The organism is Fictibacillus sp. 7GRE50 (assembly GCF_015903875.1).
Lineage (GTDB): Bacteria > Bacillota > Bacilli > Bacillales > Fictibacillaceae > Fictibacillus > Fictibacillus phosphorivorans.
This window is the reverse complement of record NZ_JACZDW010000011.1, coordinates 1-17,355: the sequence shown is the minus strand read 5'-3', so window position 1 is coordinate 17,355 and position 17,355 is coordinate 1. Positions and strand designations below refer to the sequence as shown.

The window sequence follows — 17,355 nt, the reverse complement described above, 5'->3', positions numbered from 1 at the left end:
AAGTAAAAAAAATAGCAGTAAAGATTCTTACTGCCCGATTGCTGCTTGTGTATCTTCTAAGAATGTAAGTTCTACTGTCTCTGTGAGTACATCCGCGTAACTATAAGAAACACGTTCAAAAGCGTTGGTGTCCTGATCTAATTTGATAATAAAAACTGCCGGGTATGTTTCTTCCAGTGTTCCAAGTCGTTCGATTGTTTTGCGTCGACCACCGTTCGCACGTAAAGAAAGTCTTCTACCCACGTTGGACTCTAAAGAGCGTCTAATGTCCACTATTGTTTTACCCATTTTAGGCTCCACCTCACTTAGACAAATTATAACACAAATCGTGTTTTTTTGTCAAATTAAAATTTTTATTATAGCAAGCAAAGCATTTTCATGTCAATGACCAAATATCCTTTTTTTGCTTTTTTTAGTATGCCAAATTTCCTGTACATTATGTATAAAATGAGTATTTCTTACAAATAATTGTTTAATTCGGGCACTTTTGATATAAATTTCTTTTATTTATCTTTTCAAAAAAACGACAGAAAGCGCGTTGCAGCCAAGCATCTTTCACGTTCGCTTCAGTTGGATTTTCAACGCAAAAAAACTCCGAAATGTTTCGGAGTTTGACGGTTCATGGCTTTCCTTTTATCGGCATCCCTGTTCTAAGGAATCCCTTTGTTTCGACACCGCCTAATCCTTCTTTGCCTGTTAAGGTGTTCCGGAGGACATCCATGACGTTTACACGGTCCATAAAAGAAGTCAAACTGATCTTAGAGACAATATAGACCGGATCGAGCGCATGGATATTAATACGAGCGGGTGAGCTGGCAAAATTAGAGCCTACCTTTATTAAGGATTCAAAATGAGACTGACAAGCACCTGCAAAGATCATTAAATGGTCTAGGTGCGTATATTTTCTTCTCACTTCACGAACGGTTCTAACGAAATATTTCGTATGACGATAGGCATTTACATCAGATACATCGCCTTTTGACTTCATATACGCATCATGTCCCGTAATGACCAGGATGTCAGGCCTTACCTCATCTACGAGCGCAGGGACTTTTTCAGGCATCTCTGATTCCTTCATATGAATGCCATACACAGGCACCCCAAGCTTTTTATAAAGCTCCAAGCATTTATTTAAGTATAAAGGGTCTCCGTCAATATGAAGTACTCTACCAGGAAGCTCAAAGTAGGATTGATCATATTGATATCCGTTCGTCGATAAATACTCTCTCTTTTGCCTTAATAAATAGTAGTCCTGTCTGAATAGTTTTAATGAAGACTCTTCTTTTTCTTTTTCAACTTGCCTATGTTCAGACATATGCTTGTCATCAACGACAAATAAGTCATCGACAGGAGCATCTGCCCATAGTCTGAGCTCTTCTCCAGCGAGTTCAGCAATCGTTCGATCCTCACTGAATCCTACAACTCGAAATAGTAAATCTCGTTTGTAAGAGTTTCGGCTTACAATTGATCCAATCTCTAGTTTCATTTTACTCCCCCTATTCGGAGTAACAAGCTCCATAGCTCCCTCTGTTCCTTTTATAAGGTTATGTGAGAGACGGGGGAAAAATGAGGTTTATTTTACAAGAGGTAAAAGAGCATCTGCCAATTTTCCAAATTCCTCAATAGAAAGGGTTTCTCCTCTACGCTTCGGATCAATATCGATCGATTCTAGGATCGTTTGCAGCTCTTCTTTTTTATCTTTTGGAACGAGCTGGCTTGTTAGGTTGTTCCAAAGCGTCTTTCTTCTTTGTGCAAAAGATGATCTTACGACATGAAAGAAGAAATCTTCATCCTTTACGGAAACTGCTGGTTCTTTTCGAAGCGTCAGCTTAATGACAGAGGAATCAACATTTGGAGCTGGTACAAAAACGGTCTTAGGTACCTTGATCATCGTCTCAGCTGTTGCGTAATATTGGATGGCGATAGATAACGAGTTATAGTCCTTCGTCCCAGGCGAAGCTGCAAGACGGTCTGCAACCTCTTTTTGGATCATACATACGATTCCTCGAATCGGAAGTTTGTCTTGAAGAAGCTTCATAATGATCGGTGTTGTAACGTAATAAGGCAAGTTCGCGACAACCATCAAATCTTGTCCTTCTTCAAAGTGTTCATTAATGACAGCATGTATATCCGCTTTTAAGACATCTGAATGGATGACATCTACATGTGGATAGGGCGCTAATGTTTCTTCTAATATAGGTAGAAGGCGTTGATCAATTTCAAATGCTACCGCTTTTTTTGATGATCTCGCAATAAACTCCGTTAATGCTCCGATTCCAGGGCCGATTTCAATGACCCCTGAATCCTCTGTTAAGTCTGCCACATTTACGATATTGTTCAAGATATTACGATCGATCAGGAAATTTTGACCTAGACTCTTTTTAAACGTAAAGCCATGCTTCTCCAATATGGCTTTCGTCGATTGCGGAGTCGATATATCTTTTCTCATATGTTTTTATTCCTCCTCATTGCTATAAAGCGCCTTTAACGCCTGCTCAAATTCCTCTGGTGTGACTCTGAACATATTAAGACGTTTATGTAATTGTTTTGCATTCATATAACCCAACCGCAGCTCTCGTCCTATCACTTCACGTCTATGTTTGGAATCAGGACCGCCCGTTAATCCTGCAGCCATCAGATCTTCCCATGAGATCATCTCATCTTCCACTTCTAAGAGTTCTTCTCTAACATGTTCGAGCGCTTCCACTATGGCTTCTCGTGATGCATGCTCCACACCGACACCTTTGTCGCCCTTAGCAATCGCGTCAGCCTTTTCTAAGTAAGCGTGTTTACATCCCGGCACATACTCCGAAATAATTTCACGAATTCTCTTACCTGGAAAATCCGGATCGGTAAAAACAATGATTCCTCGAGTCTCATGTGCTCTTTTGATGCGATTCAATGTATCTATGCTAATTTCTGAACCATTTGTTTCTATTGTATCTGCTAATACAGATCGTTTTATGGCAAGCGTATCGCTTTTTCCTTCGACTACAATAATTTCTTTAATCTTTTTCATGATTTCCTCCAAAACGGTGAAACCTTTTTAGGTATTGCAACGTCTAATGTATTGAACGACAAAACATCTTTTACTAGTATACCCCAGGCGTCAAGAAAGTCTAGGTCTCTACAGTATTGAGGGTGTTTGTTTTCTGGTTGTCCCGCGCACAAAAAAAGCACAGGGATTTTTCCCCATGCTCTTAATATTAATTAATGATGCGAATTTTAACTGATTTTCTTCCCCAAGACTCTGCTCGTGACTGTGAAGAAAAGAATACGTCAATCTTATTACCCTTAATTGCTCCCCCAGTATCTGAAGCAATGGCATATCCATATCCTTCAACATACACTTTTGAGCCAAGCGGAATCACACTAGGATCGACTGCGATAACTTTCGCATTTGGATTAGATTTTAAATTAAATCCAGTAGCCGTAATTCCTGAGCAACCAGCACAATTAGCTGTATAAGCTGTACTTGTTACCGTTATTTCTCGCCCGCCAGAACTGCTTGATGCAGATGCGGATTGGCTACGAGATACAACAGGCTGTGGCTTTGGCTGTGCCTTCGTCCCAACAGCAACAATTTTATCCGAGCTATCTGATAACGTTTTTTCGCTGATCAGTTTTCTGGAAATCTCTTTGCCATTTTCCATAACAACTTCAAAGCGCTTTTCACGTTTTCCTTTTTTTCCATCTTGCACGACACGCTCTTTACCTTTCGTTAACCCGCTATCTTTACGGTTAACAACAGCAAACGGTGTTTCTTCTTCCACTACATCGGTGACCTTTTCTACTCGGATGACTTCAACCTGCGTTTTGCCAGTAATTTTATCTGATTTTGCAGGTGTTACTCGATCAATTTCACCTAAAGATACCTTTTGTTGCTTCAAAAGGTCAGCGACGGTAGTCGAAGTGGTCCAAACTTGCTGAGCTTTTCCGCCTACAACAAGCTTAACCGGGAATGCTGATTCAATTTGGATCGTTCCTTGATCCTTAATATCAGCAGTCAGATTTGGCTTAATAGAATCATGCTCTTTTAACGTTAGCTGCTGTTCTTGAACGAATTGTTCAACAGTCTTCGCTGTCGTCCATATCGTTTTTTCCTTGCCGTTCACGGTAAGGTTGATCTCTTTTGCTTGTAAATAATCAATCTTCATGTTGTCAGTCACCTTGGCATCAAGACCCGGTTTAACTGAATCATGTTGAGTTATGTTTATGTTTTGTTCGCTTAATAGTTCTCTAACTGTGTTAGCATGCGTCTTCACTTCTGTTTTCTTTCCGTCTTGGATTAGCATTACGTCAGCTTTCGTAGTTTCATAACCTACGAAGCCACAAGTTACGGCTAAGACGAAAAGAGCAACGATCGAAAGATATACTTTCTTGTTCGTGAAACGTGAGAACAAAGCTGTAATATTCCTATTCATTCATTTTCCTCCCCTACAAGGACTGCATTATAAATATCTTTTTTCTCTCTGTCAAATCACCCTCCTTTTCGCCATGAATTGACCCAAGGCCATTATGAGCGGAAAAGAAGAAAAAAATAAAGGAAAACCGTTTGACAAATTTCCTTTACCTTTTGTCAATTCTTGAAAGATTAACGCGATATTTCTTATGCTTTGATAGTTTCCGACAACATCCCCTATCGGTTCATGTTAAAAATTCGGAACGCGTTGTCGGATGTTTTCTCTATGATGTCTTCAAGTGGAAGATCTTTTAATTCAGAAAGTGTTTCTGCGACATACTTTACATAAGATGGTTCATTTCTTTTCCCTCTTAACGGATGAGGGCTTAAATAAGGACAATCTGTTTCAATCAAGAGCCGGTCCATCGGAATTTCAACAGCGACTTCCTTAACCTTTTTTGCATTCTTGAACGTTACTGGTCCACCAAAGCTTATGTAAAAATTCATATCCATGCATTGACGTGCAACCTCTATGCTACCGCTATAGCAGTGCATGATACCGCCAACTTCATGGGCTTCTTCCTCTTTCAATATGTCTACAACATCTTGCGTTGCTTCACGGTTATGAATAACAATCGGAAGCTTCACTTTTTTAGCAAGTCGAATCTGGCGTCGGAATACCTCTTTTTGAACATCTGCAGGCGACTTGTCCCAATGGTAATCCAGTCCCATTTCGCCAAGGGCGACAACTTTTGGGTGTGCTGCTAGTTCTTCAATCCAATCCAGATCTTCATCCGTCATGTCGATCGCATCTACTGGATGCCAACCTACACAAGCATAGATAAAGTCGTATTGCTCTGCCAGTTGCATCGCACCTTCAATGGTTTCACGATCAAAACCAACAACAACAATATGTGTTACACCTTCATCTAACGCTCGCTGAATTACTGCTTCGCGATCTTCTTCAAACTGTGTAGCATTTAAATGTGCGTGTGTGTCAAACATAGTGTACATCCTTTCAACTTTACAAATCTTATCACATTTTCCATTCATTCGGGTAACAGTAGCATTACAAGTTAGTTACAACGTAGGTTAAAAGTCCTATCTTTGACAGTGAAATTACAGGGAATGACTGCCAAATGGACTAAAAATGACAAAAAAGCGGGGAAATGCTCCCCGCTTTTTGTGTTTATTTTACTTTTGAACCGTTTGGAAGTAACGGGTCAACAGTAGCTAGTGTTAACTGACCATCAGAAGATCCCGCCAGGATCATTCCTTGAGAAAGTTCGCCACGTAATTTAACTGGTTTCAAGTTTGTTACGCAGATCACTTTTTGTCCCACAAGGTCTTCTGGCTTGTAGTGCTGTGCAATGCCAGACACTACTTGACGCTTTTCATAGCCTAGATCTAATTGAAGCTTTAATAATTTATCTGCTTTCTTCACAGGTTCTGCTTCAATTACAGTTGCTACACGTAGATCCACTTTCATAAAATCATCGATTGAGATTTCTGGTTTCTCGTCAGCAGCTGGCATTTCCTCTTTCTTCGGTTCTTCTGCTACAGGAGCAGAAGAGCCCCCCATAGAATTTTTAATAAATTCTACTTCTACCTCTGTCTCTAAACGAGGGAAGATCGGATCACCCTTCTCAACCTTCGTTTTCGCAGGGATTGCACCGAACTCTTTTAGAGAATCCCATTCTGTAAGACTATTGTCAGTAAGACCTAACTGACTCCAGATCTTCGCTGGCGTTTCTGTCATGAATGGCTGGATCAACACAGAAACAATACGGATAGACTCTGCTAAATGATACATAACACTTCCGAGTTCAGCTTTTTTAGCCTCATCTTTCGCTAATACCCATGGTTGAGTCTCATCAATATATTTGTTCGTACGGCTGACTAGCTGCCAAATCGTTGAAAGCGCGATGGAGAACTCGAGTTTTTCCATTGCTTCTTCTGTTTTTCTAACTGTTTCTAACGCAAACTCTTGAAGTGTTCCGTCAAACTCAGTTACTTTTCCTTCATATGAAGGGATCTCTCCATCAAAGTATTTACCGATCATCGCAATCGTACGGTTTAGCAAGTTGCCTAGATCGTTTGCAAGATCAGCATTTACTCGATCTACGAAGCTCTCTGGAGTAAACACCCCGTCTGAACCAAATGGAACTTCACGAAGCAAGTAGTAGCGAAGTGGATCTAATCCGTATCGGTCGATCAGAACATTAGGGTCCACTACATTTCCTTTGGACTTAGACATCTTGCCATCTTTCATAAGTAGCCATCCGTGTGCAATAACTTGCTTCGGTAAAGGCAGATCTAACGCCATCAGCATGATTGGCCAATAGATCGTGTGGAAACGAACGATTTCTTTACTCATCAAGTGAACATCAGCCGGCCAATACTGTTTGAATTTCTCTTCGTTATCACTGCCATATCCTAGTGCCGTAATATAGTTAGACAGCGCATCGATCCACACATAGATCACATGCTTCGGATTTCCTGGAACTTTTACTCCCCAATCAAAAGAAGTACGTGATACAGCCAGATTTTCTAACCCAGGCTTGATAAAGTTGTTGATCATCTCACGCTTACGGGACTCTGGGAAAATAAATGAAGGATTTTCTTCATAATAAGCTAATAAGCGATCTGCATATTTACTCATGCGGAAGAAGTAACTTTCTTCTTTAACTTTCTTTACTTCACGACCGCAATCTGGACATTTTCCATCTTCAAGCTGACGCTCTGTAAAGAAGGATTCACAATCCGTACAATACCATCCTTCATATTCACTTAAATAGATATCATCTTGATCAAGAAGCTGCTGAAAAATCTTTTCGACAGATTTCTTATGTCTGTCCTCTGTTGTACGGATGTAATCATCATAAGAGATGTCCATCTTTTTCCAAAGCGCCTTAATATCATCAACAATGCCGTCTACGTATTTTAGAGGATGAAGGCCTTGTTCGTTTGCTTTCTTTTGAATCTTTTCACCATGCTCATCCGTTCCTGTTAGATACATAACGTCAAAACCTTTAAGACGCTTGTATCGAGCCATCGCATCTCCAGCTGTTGTTGTGTATGCATGACCAATATGAAGTTTGCCACTTGGATAATAAATAGGTGTAGTAATATAGAATGTTGGTTTCGCCATTCTCGCCGCCTCCTCAAAATAATAACCTTATAGTAAAGAAAACTTGGCTGACGCCAAATCTTTCGCGTCAGCCTTAGTTACGCTTGTACTATTTAAACTTGTCCAATGTCTAAAAACATCGTGCTAACAAGTTACACTTTCTGATAGTGGAAAAAAAGTCCCTCCATTTATAGGGACTACTTGTTCTTTAATTTAGGAAAAATATAACTGTAACGGGAAATGTATCTTTTTACAATATTATAAGAAACTGTTTGCATTAGGACATAAAAGTAAAAAAGTAAGCGAAAGATTTCTATGTAAATACTTTCATTATTCTCTTTTCTTCCTTCAAAATATACCTAATGCATGGAAAGCGTGTCAAGGCATACTAGCTGATGGACGAAAAGGAAAATTGGATAGTATTTTTTCGTTGTTAGTTTTGTCGAAATTTGACGTATTATTTTAGCGATATTTCCAGTTAATTTTTTTCATCTTTTACACATTCTTGAATTTTTTATGACAATATATGAATATATCTTCCAATTCAGGGTTTTGGAAGTATGATAATATGGGTATAGTCTAGTAAATTCAATGGTAAAAGATAATAAAATGTTTAAGTCAAAACTATTGACGACAATTGGAAATCTTGGTAAGATGTTCTCGTAGGATTTTGTCGAATTCTGACGATTTAAATAGATAGGGAAATCTTTTATATATTTGAGAGGAGAGATTTTATTATGAAATCTACAGGAATTGTACGTAAGGTGGACGAACTAGGACGTGTCGTTATTCCAATCGAATTACGCCGTACTTTAGGAATTGCAGAGAAGGACGCTTTAGAAATTTATGTTGATGACGACCGCATCATCCTTAAGAAATACAAGCCAAACATGACTTGCGCAGTAACTGGTGAAGTTTCAGATGATAACTACACAGTTGCAGGCGGAAAGATCATCCTTAGCCGTGAAGGTGCTAAAGAAGTAATGGACGAGCTTCAAAAGCAACTTCAAACATCAAAATAAGCCTAAAAAACAAGAGCCTTCGCTTTAGAAGGCTCTTTTCCTTTGTTTAAGTTTAATCTTCGTTGCTCTTGAAAGTGATTGATTTCCGTTTCAGGTGCTCGCTTTCCGCGGGGCAGGCGGTGAGCCACATTCTTAACGTTTCACGTTTAAGTGTCTCACCTGCCCACCTGTCCCGCAGGAGTCTCGCACCTTGCACTTCAATCAACTTTTCAATGAAGAAATAAAAGATATAAAACAACAACCTTAAAAAAGATAAAGCATTCTTAGGCTGTTATTGATGATTGTAAGCTCAGCTTTTTATGACCCTCTTCCTTATCGCCTACAACCCGTGATATTCTTGGTAGACTTCACGCTTTGGTACGTTTCGGTCTACTGCTGCTAATTTTATGGCTTCTTTTGGTTTTTCGCCTTTTTCGATGTAGTGTTCGACGTGATCTTTTACGGATAAGGGTTCCCACCATTGTTCTTCGTCTTCTGCTTCGAACTCTTTATTGCCGCTGCCTTCTACTACTAAACAGAACTCTCCCCGGATTTCTGTGTCTCCTTGGCTAAAGAACTCTGATACTTCTTGTAAGGTTCCACGAGTGATCTCTTCGTATTTTTTTGTAAGTTCACGAACGACAGCGATGTTTCGATTTTCTAGTACGACGCTCATGGCTTGGAGTGTTTCTTTTAGACGGTGTGGTGCTTCATAGAAAAGAAGGGTAGATGGAAATCGTTTCAGATTTTCAAGTTCTAGCTTTTTTTCTTTTTTTCCACGTGGTAGAAAACCGTAGAACGTAAATAATTCAGTATTTAGTCCTGATGCCACAAGGGCAGGCAGTGCTGCATTTGCTCCCGGCAACGGGATAACGGGTATGCGCTCTTCTACGCACTGAACGACTAGTTCATAACCAGGGTCTGAAACTCCAGGCATTCCTGCATCTGTAACAAGCGCGATCTGTTTTCCTTTCTTTAATTCTTCTAACAACTTCTTCCCGCTCTGCTGTTTATTATGATCATGATAGCTTGTTAGAGGTGTGCTGATTTCAAAATGGTTGCATAGCTTTTTTGTTTGTCTTGTATCTTCTGCTGCGATCACATCAGATTCTTTTAATATACGAATCGCTCGATATGTCATGTCTTCCAGGTTGCCGATCGGTGTTGGAACTAAGTACAGCATGCCGCTATCTGTATCATTCTTGTAGCTCTTTTGCTGCCACATACGAAACACTTCCCTCTTTTATCAATCGTTCTTTTTGAGCACGGCTAAGCTTCTTTACAGCAAACTCCATGCGCATCGCTTCTTGTTTAGTAGAAAAGACCGCTTGAAAGACAAGCTTTAAAGGCCCTCTTCCTCTTGTATACTTTGCGCCTTTTCCTTCTTCATGTTTTTTGAGACGCTTTTCTATATCATTTGTATAGCCTGTGTAATAGCTTCCGTCTTTACATTCCAGAATATATATATAGTGCTTGTTATTTTCCATCTTCGCCATAGAACATCTTTTTTAGTTGCTCGGTGTATTGGCCGTCTTCCCCATAGACCGTTACAGGAGGCAGAATGTGCAGATCGGGTTTACCGTTCTTCATTCCTTCTATTAAAAGCATGTTAGCTTCACTGCCTGCTTTCGGATAGATGAGCTGCAGCTTCTTTGGTTCAAGTTTATATTGTCTCATATAAGCTAAAATTTCCATCAGCCTATTCGGCCGGTGAACCATAGCAACTTTTCCGCCTTGTTTCACGAGTTGGCTGCTTACCCGGATAACATCTTCTAGCGAACAATGTATTTCGTGACGCGCGATAGCCAGGTGTTCATTCTGATTAAAATCTTCTTCATGTGCAGATGCGAAGTACGGTGGATTACAAGTGAGGGCATCGAACGAACCATAACCATATGTAGCTGGAGCGTCTTTAATATCTGCCAAGTCCATCTGAATCTGTTCCTCTAAATGGTTTAACGCTACACTCCTAGTCGCCATACTGTGCAATCTTTCCTGAATTTCTACTCCAGTAATCTGTGCTTTTGACCGCTTGCTTAACAAAAGAGCAACTGCACCGTTACCACTACACAGATCAATAATCTTACCCTTTTGAATCGGAACCCATGCGAAACGACTTAATAAAACAGCATCTAGTGAAAAAGAAAAAACAGAGGGACTTTGTATGATTTTTAAATCTTCGTGTACTAAAAAATCAATCCGTTCATCTTGTATTAGATCACTCACAGTCTTCCCTCTCTTTCTTCTATATAATAGGTAGAGTTTTTAATGTTTTTTGATTTACAGCTGTGAAAACTGAACCTGAAACTAGTCATGTATGTATACTTAGGTGGGTATTTTGCTCGTCCAATCCAGAAGTTTTTGGCTTCAATCCAGAAGTTTCGGCCGTTTATCCACGAGTTTTGGCTCTCAATCCAAAAGTTTTTGCTGTATATCCACGAGTCTACAATCGTCGACAAATTCCGCAAGCTACTCCCCCTCGTATACCCCGATATGAATAATGTTCACCTTTCAGGAGTTCGCTGCCTGCCGCACAATTACAGTCAGACTTAGTTACGCACAAACACTGCCATATAAAAAGAAGCCTTCCCATTTGGAAAGGCGTTTATTTCTTATTTAAAAATGAAAGACAAAACAAACAATCTCCCTCTGAACGAACACTGCCATAATGAAGGTTGCAAATGTGGAATCCTTCTTGGTAGAGCCGCGCCAGGTTATCATAACCTTCACCAATATCAGTGGGTTCCTTTTTGGCTTTAGAGGTTACAGACTTTTTAACAGAACTCCGTTTCTGATCGGCATTCAGCTTGTTTCGCAGATTTTCATTTTCCATCACGAGATGGTGGTTTTCTTCAATTAGTGCAGCCAAATGAGTCTTGAAATCTTCCAGTTGCTTTGACAGCACCGTGATTTGCTCTTCCATCTGTACTACGCGGGAAAATATAGTTTTCTTTTCCACGAATTCCACCTCTTTTACTCTGTGGCCTGACTGAATAATTCCTCTCTCTTACCAGCAGCAAGCTCGTCCAATGTGAACTCTGTCGTTCTTTCCATTGCAGGAATGTTCACTTGAATGACCTTTTCTAGCAAGTTCAAGCCGACAACGCGACCAACACCATGAGGGGTCATAATCTCTTCACCAACATCAGGCATTTCTTCTTTAGCTTCTTCATAATAGTCGTTCTCATACTTCAAACAACACATCAAACGGCCGCAAAGGCCTGAAATTTTAGCAGGATTCAAAGAAAGGTTCTGATCTTTTGCCATTTTAATCGATACTGGTTCAAAATCTCCAAGGAACGTTGAACAGCAAAGCATTCGGCCACATGGACCTATTCCGCCAAGCATCTTCGCCTCGTCCCTAACACCGATCTGCCTGAGTTCGATTCTAGTACGGAAGATAGAAGCCAGGTCTTTAACCAACTCCCGGAAATCGATTCTTCCATCTGCTGTGAAATAAAAGATAATCTTGTTACGATCAAACGTATATTCAACATCGACAAGCTTCATATCCAGCTTATGCTCGATGATTTTTTCCTCACAACTTTGAAACGCTTCCTTAGCGGCTGCTTTATTTTCTTCTACAGACAAAATGTCCTTCTGTGTCGCGAGCCGAACGACTTTTTTTAAAGGAAGAACAACATCATTCTCCCCGACTAGTTTCTTATCGATAACTACCTTGCCATATTCTATTCCACGCGCTGTTTCCACAATGACAAACGCGTCTTTTTTCACTTCAAGGTCGCCGGGGTCGAAATAATATACTTTACCCGCTTTTTTAAAGCGGATTCCCACTACCTCATACAAGGTTTTATCCCTCCCGTAATCGTAAAACCAACTGCTCCATCACCATCAAGGGGCTGACGTTGCTCCTGAGTCTAGCTTGAGCAGTCAGTATCGCTTGCAGGGCTTCACCCGTCTTTTTTTGCGAAGTGTGAAGAGCCTGCTGCTCTAATGCTTGAAGCTGATCGAAAAACACAACGTTTTCCGAGTTTGATAAATGTATAGATAAAAGATCTCGATACCAGATCAAAAGTAAGTTTAAAGCTAAACGTAACTGATCTTTTTCTTTAAAAAAACTTAAATACTGATCTTGCAGTACAACAAGACAGTAATCAGGCCGGAGCCTCAAGTCCTCCGTTAATTGTATCACTTTGGCTCTTGCTTGTGCAAACCACTCTTCCCTACAAATTTCGAGTGCTTCCGCATAATCCGAAGTCAGAGAGGACGCTAACATGGCTACCGGTTTTGGAATATCGTCTTGTAGTAATTTTTCTAAAATCCCTTGTGGGGGAAGGGGTGAAAAGGTTAATGTCTGTGCTCGCGAACGGATCGTATCAAGCAGACGATGGACCTGTTCTGTTAAAAGAAGTGCGATCGTATCGTTTCCTGGCTCTTCTAAAAACTTTAAGAGGCTGTTCGCCGCCTGAACGGTCATCTTATCAGCATGCTCAATAATGTATACCTTTTTCGAAGACTCCATCCCACTGTATGCAAACTCTTTTTGAAGTCCTCTTATCTGGTCGATCTTAATGTTTTGGCCATCTGGTGCGATGATATGCACATCAGGGTGGTTGCCAGATGTGATCCTCTTGCAGTTCGGACAGCTTTCACAAGGGTTTCCATCCTCACTGTTTCTGCAAAGAAACGTTTTAGCAAGAACCGTTGCAGTAGCCATCTTTCCTGTCCCATGAGCCCCTTCAAAAATATATGCATGAGCAAGGCGCTGTTTTCGTATACTGTTTTTTAATAATTTCACAACACGAGGCTGTGTTTTGCTGCACTCTTCCCAGCTCACCATATCGTACTCACCTACTACGTATATAAATTAACTAACAAACCTTTAATTTCTCCGATTCTATCAAGCAGAGTGATCGAATCCTTCTCTTGACTGAGAACGGCTTCTGTTAGCTGTATCAAATGTTCATCTACTTCTTTTACAAGTTTAAGGGTGCGTGATCTTCCTTGTTCGTTCCAGCTTTTGTTCTGCTTAAGCTGCATACCGAAATCAACGGCTTCTTTTACGAAGCGTTGAACCAAGTTTTTATATAGCTGCAGATCTCGTACCGTTTGTGATTGTAGCAGTCTCTTGCCTTGATTTTCTATATCACCTAACAGTCTTGTTAACTGTTCAGAATGTAATTTCTCACTTTGTTTGGATACCGCTTCACCAAATGAAAGAGAGGGCTTTTTCCCGATCTTTCCATCGTTTTGTTTCGTATCCAGAATGGGTCTTATATCTTGGCCAATTTTCATAATAACCCCTCAATATATTTAAAATTGCTGAAAGCTTTCAACGGGAAGAACAAATACAGTCGCCCCGCCTACTTCAACTTCGACCGGGTATGGAACATACGCATCTGCATTGCCGCCCATCGGGGAAACAGGTGCCACCATCTGATTACGGCTCTTGCAGTTTTCCCGGATAATCTCCATAACATCATCGATTTGAGCATCTTCCACACCAATCATAAACGTTGTGTTCCCTGCTTTCAAAAATCCTCCTGTAGTTGCGAGTTTTGTAGCACGGTAGTTTTTATCAACAAGCGCATCTTGCAGTCGGTTGCTGTCTTTATCTTGAACAACGGCTATAATCATTTTCATGGCGAATGCCCCTCTCTACTTTTTCTTATGATTCGATAAAAGTTGATCTAAATCCTTTACGATTTCTTCAAACACTGCATCAGGGCTCTGTTCACCATTAATTCGAACGATTCGATCAGCTTGTCTTGAAAAGATTTCAGCAAATCCTTCTCTCACTCGCTCATGATAAGAAAGATCTTTTTGCTCGATTCTGTCTAAGTTCTCTGTTCCATAGCGAGCTTTCATTCGCTCTTTTCCAACTTGCGGTGATACATCTACAAAATAACTGCGGTGGGGAACAAGTCCACTCGTTGCAATGTTATTAACTTGAAGCACTCGTTCTTCTCCAACTCCAAGTCCAAATCCTTGGTAAGCGAGCGATGCGTCCACAAATCGATCACACAGTACGACTTTTCCTTCCTCTAATGCAGGAATGATTTTTTCATGTACATGCTGTGCACGCGAAGCCGCATAAAGCAGAACCTCTGTTAGATCATGCATTTCTTTATGCTCTGGATCTAAGACAAGTGCTCGTATTTTATCGCTGATACTTGTACCGCCTGGTTCACGCGTTTGGATAAAATCCACCTGATGCTTTCGTAAATACTCAGCAACCTTCTCGATCTGTGTTGTTTTTCCTGACCCGTCCGGCCCTTCTAAAGTTATAAATAAACCTTTCACAATTACTGCCCCTTACCTATGATCAAAAACATATATCACGTGGTCCTCGTTAATTCCTTGGAACCGAGCACCCTTCTTTTTTAATGAAGAATACTCTTCTATATGTTTCGAAGTAATTTGTTCTCCTTTTGCAACAAGCGGAATTCCTGGAGGATAGGGAATAACAGCTTCTGCTGCAACCTTTCCTTCTGAATCCTTTATCGACTGAGGTTTTGCTTGTAACCCTTTCATTTCTCTATAAGAAAGTGATAATCTGCTTACTGGCGACAGCCCTTTTAGAGATTGATCCGTTCGTTGTCTCGTATCATAACGAGCGAGCTGATCTGATATCTTTTTAATTACCTTTTGCAAGTCCTTCGTATCATTTAGCGGACCTAGCGGCATTACAAATAAGACATTTCTGTCATCTGCCAACTCTGTAAACAATCCTTCTTTTTCAAATAATTCCTGAAGCTCATATCCTGATATTTCCCTATCTGACTGAACGGTAATCTTTAATGGATCAAGCTGATAACGACCTGGAGCTTTCATAACCATAAGATGAGGAAGAGACTCGATATACATTCTTAGTTCTTCAGATTGAGACAAAATACGTTTGATCTCAACACTGCTCAAATTTTCAAGGTATAGTCGGCTAAGATCAAGTGAAGCCATGATCAGATAGGATGGAGAGCTAGACTGCACCAACTGCAGTGCATGTTTTAATCGGTGAATATCCACTCGTTCGCTGTTTACATGTAAATAAGCGCCCATTGTCAGTGCAGGGAGAGTCTTATGCGCAGATTGCACAACCATATCTGCCCCTTTATGTATCGAGCTGATCGGCATATCCTTTAATCCGAAATGTGCTCCATGAGCTTCATCGACTAATACGACACCACCCAAACTATGTATAAAATCAGCAATTTCTTGAATGTCTTGCTGCATTCCATAGTAAGTAGGGTTAGTTAGAATGATACCTTTCACATGTGGATGATTCTCAACCGCTTGTTTGATGGTGAGTAGATCCACACCTAATGGATATCCTCCCTCTTCATCCATTTCGGTATGAAGAAAAACTGGAGTAACACCAGCCAGCTCTAATCCATTCAGCACAGACTTATGACAGTTCCGTTGTACAAGTACGATATCATCATCTTTAAACGATGCAAGGATCATGGCGTGATTGCCACAAGTGCTTCCATTTACTAAAAAAAAGCTTTGCTTCACTTTGTAGTAGGAAGCCAACAGCTCTTGTGCCTCTAAGATCACACCTTCAGGGTGATGCAGGTCATCAAGTCCTGAAAGCTCAGTAACATCAAACGGTAAAACAGATTGAAAGTGGGCTCTAGCCTTCTCTTCAAAAATGTGTCCGTTCTTATGTCCTGGTACGTGAAAAGACCATTTATTTGTACGACTATGATTAATTAATGCTTCGTAAAGCGGTGCATATTTCATCACATAATTCCTTTATTTTTCAAACATTTTTTGCTTTGATTGCTATCTTTATTCTATCACAGTTTCCCTTCCTACGAATTTACAGCAACAAAAAAACAGGCTGACGAACAGCCTGTTTTCTTATGAAGACGCATTTACTAACTTTAATTTTCTTAGTTGTGATAAGTAATGTTTATAATATTCGTCATTGGTTTTCGCGGTCAGAATTTTATGCTCACATTCTTGGCAAATAAACTGATGAAGAATGTGTAATCCTCGATCTTTCTTCTCTTCACATACCATACAAATTTCCCCGTACTGTCGTGTCGCTTTCATTCTTCCACCTCCATAATTGCCATTATAGCCAGAAATATTTATTCATATACGTTTATTCAGATTATTTTGGATACTCTATAAAATGTATGAGACTCTGGGCTTTGTTGTGTCTGTCTTCATTCAATTCATGAAAATAAACCAAGTTCGCGCCTTCATGGTCCATTAATCCCCCCTGTGACGCGGTTTAAAACTATTTGATGTGCTGGATAGGCAAATAATTTGCTTTTTGGGAAGTTTTGAGGGGTTTGGCGGGTTTTGGGCAGGTTATAGTGTGTGGTAACGGGTAGCCGTCCTAGCTGGTAAAGGATGCTTGTCGAAAATCGGATAAAAATGTTTATCTACGGAATTATGATGAAGTTTTACGGATATATTCAGAATTACCTCGTATAAAAAGCAGTTTACCTCGTAATTGTGTGCGGTGGAGTTGATAGGGAGAGCTAATTAGGGGTTTTGTGTGTGGCATCTGAGGTGTTTATGTTGGTTTTTGGCTTGGGTGGTGGTTGTGGGATCTGCTTGAGGGGCTTTTGGGATGGATTTTGGAGCTTTTTCTTAAGAATATCGGGAGGTGGAAGATGGCTTTGGCCATCTTCTTCGTATTTTGAGGGTTTTGAGAGGATTTCGTGGTTGTAACTGATCTATGAAGTATACGGAGTGGGGTATATCAGAGCTCTATTTAAGTCTAAATAAAAAAAATTAAGTCAAAATGAGAGCGAATTAAGTCGGAACGGACCTCAATTAAGTCTAAAAACACAAATAAAGGCCGTTCGCTAAATCTCGACAACCGCTCTCAGCCTGATCCAAGCGCC

At 40.3% G+C, this 17,355-nt stretch carries 19 protein-coding genes; 1 reads left to right on the top strand and 18 read right to left on the bottom strand.

Annotated elements, in window-relative coordinates; all coding sequences use genetic code 11:
- Nucleotides 1–27: 27 nt before the first annotated feature.
- The 7 genes from veg to metG all read right to left on the bottom strand — a co-directional run bounded on the left by veg (nt 28) and on the right by metG (nt 7,553).
- Nucleotides 28–288, bottom strand: a complete 261-nt coding sequence (gene veg, locus IHV12_RS21610; RefSeq protein WP_066238125.1) for a biofilm formation stimulator Veg — start codon at nt 286–288, stop codon at nt 28–30.
- Between the two features lie 331 nt (nt 289–619).
- Nucleotides 620–1,486 carry a sporulation peptidase YabG gene (gene yabG, locus IHV12_RS21605; protein ID WP_197134478.1) on the bottom strand — a complete coding sequence of 289 codons (867 nt, stop codon included), beginning with the start codon at nt 1,484–1,486 and terminating at the stop codon, nt 620–622.
- Nucleotides 1,487–1,573: 87 nt separating this feature from the next.
- Nucleotides 1,574–2,449, bottom strand: a complete 876-nt coding sequence (gene rsmA / locus IHV12_RS21600; RefSeq protein WP_197192198.1) for a 16S rRNA (adenine(1518)-N(6)/adenine(1519)-N(6))-dimethyltransferase RsmA — start codon at nt 2,447–2,449, stop codon at nt 1,574–1,576.
- Between the two features lie 6 nt (nt 2,450–2,455).
- Complete coding sequence (gene rnmV, locus IHV12_RS21595; protein ID WP_197134485.1) at nt 2,456–3,019, bottom strand: ribonuclease M5; 564 nt, start codon at nt 3,017–3,019, stop codon at nt 2,456–2,458.
- Between the two features lie 187 nt (nt 3,020–3,206).
- Entirely contained in the window at nt 3,207–4,424 is a 1,218-nt protein-coding gene (locus IHV12_RS23000) for a G5 and 3D domain-containing protein (RefSeq protein WP_197192197.1), read from the bottom strand.
- Nucleotides 4,425–4,639: 215 nt separating this feature from the next.
- A complete protein-coding gene (locus tag IHV12_RS21585; protein WP_197192196.1) occupies nt 4,640–5,407 on the bottom strand; it encodes a TatD family hydrolase in 768 nt (255 codons plus the stop codon).
- Nucleotides 5,408–5,591: 184 nt separating this feature from the next.
- Nucleotides 5,592–7,553 (bottom strand): methionine--tRNA ligase, encoded by a 1,962-nt coding sequence (gene metG / locus IHV12_RS21580; protein ID WP_197192195.1) that lies wholly within the window; start codon nt 7,551–7,553, stop codon nt 5,592–5,594.
- A 716-nt stretch (nt 7,554–8,269) separates the two neighbouring features.
- Between metG and IHV12_RS21575 the strand changes: the two genes are divergently transcribed.
- Nucleotides 8,270–8,554: an AbrB/MazE/SpoVT family DNA-binding domain-containing protein gene (locus IHV12_RS21575; RefSeq protein ID WP_066285380.1), complete on the top strand. Its 285-nt coding sequence runs from the start codon at nt 8,270–8,272 to the stop codon at nt 8,552–8,554.
- Nucleotides 8,555–8,873: 319 nt separating this feature from the next.
- Here IHV12_RS21575 and rsmI read toward each other — a convergent pair whose 3' ends face one another.
- From rsmI to IHV12_RS21520, 11 genes are all read right to left on the bottom strand, one after another.
- The gene (gene rsmI / locus IHV12_RS21570; RefSeq protein WP_197192194.1) at nt 8,874–9,758 is read right to left on the bottom strand and encodes a 16S rRNA (cytidine(1402)-2'-O)-methyltransferase; all 885 of its coding nucleotides are present in this window, start codon (nt 9,756–9,758) and stop codon (nt 8,874–8,876) included.
- Entirely contained in the window at nt 9,730–10,020 is a 291-nt protein-coding gene (locus IHV12_RS21565) for a GIY-YIG nuclease family protein (protein WP_197134538.1), read from the bottom strand. The genes rsmI and IHV12_RS21565 overlap by 29 nt, the downstream gene beginning before the upstream one ends.
- Complete coding sequence (locus IHV12_RS21560) at nt 10,010–10,759, bottom strand: tRNA1(Val) (adenine(37)-N6)-methyltransferase (protein ID WP_197134509.1); 750 nt, start codon at nt 10,757–10,759, stop codon at nt 10,010–10,012. Before IHV12_RS21560 ends, IHV12_RS21565 begins: the two co-directional genes overlap by 11 nt.
- Before the next feature lie 379 nt (nt 10,760–11,138).
- Complete coding sequence (gene yabA, locus IHV12_RS21555; RefSeq protein WP_197134512.1) at nt 11,139–11,492, bottom strand: DNA replication initiation control protein YabA; 354 nt, start codon at nt 11,490–11,492, stop codon at nt 11,139–11,141.
- A 14-nt stretch (nt 11,493–11,506) separates the two neighbouring features.
- On the bottom strand, nt 11,507–12,340 hold the full coding sequence (locus tag IHV12_RS21550; RefSeq protein WP_197134515.1) for a PSP1 domain-containing protein: 834 nt from the start codon (nt 12,338–12,340) through the stop codon (nt 11,507–11,509).
- 4 nt (nt 12,341–12,344) lie between these two features.
- Nucleotides 12,345–13,334 (bottom strand): DNA polymerase III subunit delta', encoded by a 990-nt coding sequence (holB, locus tag IHV12_RS21545; protein WP_197134518.1) that lies wholly within the window; start codon nt 13,332–13,334, stop codon nt 12,345–12,347.
- 14 nt (nt 13,335–13,348) lie between these two features.
- Complete coding sequence (locus IHV12_RS21540) at nt 13,349–13,789, bottom strand: YaaR family protein (RefSeq protein WP_144704784.1); 441 nt, start codon at nt 13,787–13,789, stop codon at nt 13,349–13,351.
- A gap of 18 nt (nt 13,790–13,807) precedes the next feature.
- Nucleotides 13,808–14,137 carry a cyclic-di-AMP receptor gene (locus tag IHV12_RS21535; protein WP_066390471.1) on the bottom strand — a complete coding sequence of 110 codons (330 nt, stop codon included), beginning with the start codon at nt 14,135–14,137 and terminating at the stop codon, nt 13,808–13,810.
- A 15-nt stretch (nt 14,138–14,152) separates the two neighbouring features.
- Nucleotides 14,153–14,797 carry a dTMP kinase gene (tmk, locus tag IHV12_RS21530; protein WP_197192193.1) on the bottom strand — a complete coding sequence of 215 codons (645 nt, stop codon included), beginning with the start codon at nt 14,795–14,797 and terminating at the stop codon, nt 14,153–14,155.
- 12 nt (nt 14,798–14,809) lie between these two features.
- Complete coding sequence (locus IHV12_RS21525; RefSeq protein ID WP_197192192.1) at nt 14,810–16,234, bottom strand: aminotransferase class I/II-fold pyridoxal phosphate-dependent enzyme; 1,425 nt, start codon at nt 16,232–16,234, stop codon at nt 14,810–14,812.
- A gap of 120 nt (nt 16,235–16,354) precedes the next feature.
- Nucleotides 16,355–16,549: a sigma factor G inhibitor Gin gene (locus tag IHV12_RS21520; RefSeq protein ID WP_066390463.1), complete on the bottom strand. Its 195-nt coding sequence runs from the start codon at nt 16,547–16,549 to the stop codon at nt 16,355–16,357.
- Nucleotides 16,550–17,355 lie beyond the last annotated feature (806 nt).

Bases quoted from the DNA above. Each gene is read 5' to 3' on its own strand.
- IHV12_RS21575 (WP_066285380.1), top strand. From the start codon at position 8,270: ATGAAATCTACAGGAATTGTACGTAAGGTGGACGAACTAGGACGTGTC.
- IHV12_RS21535 (WP_066390471.1), bottom strand. From the start codon at position 14,137: ATGAAAATGATTATAGCCGTTGTTCAAGATAAAGACAGCAACCGACTG.
- IHV12_RS21540 (WP_144704784.1), bottom strand. From the start codon at position 13,789: ATGAAAATTGGCCAAGATATAAGACCCATTCTGGATACGAAACAAAAC.
- holB (WP_197134518.1), bottom strand. From the start codon at position 13,334: ATGGTGAGCTGGGAAGAGTGCAGCAAAACACAGCCTCGTGTTGTGAAA.
- metG (WP_197192195.1), bottom strand. From the start codon at position 7,553: ATGGCGAAACCAACATTCTATATTACTACACCTATTTATTATCCAAGT.
- veg (WP_066238125.1), bottom strand. From the start codon at position 288: ATGGGTAAAACAATAGTGGACATTAGACGCTCTTTAGAGTCCAACGTG.
- IHV12_RS21565 (WP_197134538.1), bottom strand. From the start codon at position 10,020: ATGGAAAATAACAAGCACTATATATATATTCTGGAATGTAAAGACGGA.
- IHV12_RS21525 (WP_197192192.1), bottom strand. From the start codon at position 16,234: ATGAAATATGCACCGCTTTACGAAGCATTAATTAATCATAGTCGTACA.
- yabG (WP_197134478.1), bottom strand. From the start codon at position 1,486: ATGAAACTAGAGATTGGATCAATTGTAAGCCGAAACTCTTACAAACGA.
- IHV12_RS23000 (WP_197192197.1), bottom strand. From the start codon at position 4,424: ATGAATAGGAATATTACAGCTTTGTTCTCACGTTTCACGAACAAGAAA.
- rsmA (WP_197192198.1), bottom strand. From the start codon at position 2,449: ATGAGAAAAGATATATCGACTCCGCAATCGACGAAAGCCATATTGGAG.
- rnmV (WP_197134485.1), bottom strand. From the start codon at position 3,019: ATGAAAAAGATTAAAGAAATTATTGTAGTCGAAGGAAAAAGCGATACG.
- IHV12_RS21585 (WP_197192196.1), bottom strand. From the start codon at position 5,407: ATGTTTGACACACACGCACATTTAAATGCTACACAGTTTGAAGAAGAT.
- rsmI (WP_197192194.1), bottom strand. From the start codon at position 9,758: ATGTGGCAGCAAAAGAGCTACAAGAATGATACAGATAGCGGCATGCTG.
- IHV12_RS21520 (WP_066390463.1), bottom strand. From the start codon at position 16,549: ATGAAAGCGACACGACAGTACGGGGAAATTTGTATGGTATGTGAAGAG.